Consider the following 1,451-nt stretch of genomic DNA (forward strand, 5'->3'; position numbering starts at 1 on the left):
GGCGAATGTGTCGGTCTCGTCGGTCACAACGGCGCCGGCAAGTCGACGCTGATGCACATGGTGGCGGGCACGCTTGTCCCCGACAGCGGCGCGATCACGGTGCGCGGCAGCGCCGAGCAGGCCTATTCGGTGCCGCGCGCGCAGCAACTCGGCATACGCTGCGTATTCCAGGAACTATCGCTCTGCCCGAACCTCAGCATCGCCGAGAACACGCGCATCAACCATCCTTCGCTCACCGGTTTCGGCTGGCGACGCAAGGCCGCCGACCTTATCACCGCCAAGCTGGACGAGATCTTTCCGGACCACGGCATCTCCGCTTCCGACATCGCCGGCGACCTTTCAATCGGCCGGCGGCAGATGGTGGAAGTGGCCCGCGCCTTCACGCTGACCGAGGATCCGCTGGCACTGGTCATCCTCGACGAGCCGACCTCCTCGCTCGACGCGCATACAGCGGGCCAGCTGCTTGCGTTCGTGCGCCGCTTCGTCGCTTCCGGCGGCAGCTGCATCCTGATCTCGCATGTGCTGGGCGAGGTGCTGCAGAACGCCGACCGCATCGTGGTCATGCGCGACGGCAAGGTCGTCGCCGCCGACGCCGCAAGCGCCTTCGACCGCGATCGGCTGGTCGCCACCATGGGCGGCGCCGAAGGGCATCAGAGAACTGCCGCGGAGACAAGGAAGGCGGAGGCCGGCCCGCTGCGGGTCAAGGCACGTCCGGCGCGGCAGCAGGACGGCAAGGAGCTCGTCGCGCGCGCGGGCGAGATCATCGGGCTCGCCGGCCTCGCCGGCCACGGGCAAACCGACCTTTTGCTGGCGATTTTCGGCGCTGCCCAGCGCGCCAGGACCGGCATAGAGGTGACCGCGCCGGTGGCGCTGGTCGCCGGTGACCGCCAGTCGGACGGCATTTTTGCGCAATGGTCGATCGCGCAGAATATCGGCATCCGCTCACTGGCGCGGCTGCGCAGCGGCTTCCTGATCTCGCCGCGGCGCGAGGCCGAGCTTGCCGAATTCTGGAAGAACAAGATCGGCATCCGCACGCCCGACATGAGCAACAACATCTACTCGCTGTCCGGCGGCAACCAGCAGAAGGCGTTGTTTGCCCGCGCGCTGGGCTCGGATGCCGGGATCGTGCTGATGGACGACCCGATGCGCGGCGTCGATATCGGCACCAAGCTGGAAGTCTACGATCTGGTGCGCGAGGAAGCCCGCAAGGGCCGCACCTTCCTCTGGTACACGACCGAAACCGAAGAGCTCGACAATTGCGACCATGTCTATGTCTTCAAGAACGGCCGGATCGTCGCCAATCTCGGACGCGACGAGCTGACCGAGGAGAAGATCATCCAGTCCTCATTCGGCGATGCGGCCTGAGATGACGGCGGCCTCACTCGAAACCAGGCTGAAGGCGTCGTCGGCGGGTGGCGGGGCGGCGGCGCGGGCGCGCATGCTGCGCAGCC

1 protein-coding gene is annotated in these 1,451 nt (G+C 67.1%); it reads left to right on the forward strand.

Annotation, left to right across the window (positions count from 1 at the left end; translation table 11 throughout):
* Positions 1–1,365: sugar ABC transporter ATP-binding protein (locus tag EN781_RS32460; RefSeq protein WP_145965789.1), on the forward strand; the 1,365-nt coding region annotated here is incomplete at its 5' end.
* Between the last annotated feature and the right edge of the window lie 86 nt (positions 1,366–1,451).

This window comes from Mesorhizobium sp. M4A.F.Ca.ET.090.04.2.1, from assembly GCF_003999085.1.
GTDB lineage: Bacteria > Pseudomonadota > Alphaproteobacteria > Rhizobiales > Rhizobiaceae > Mesorhizobium.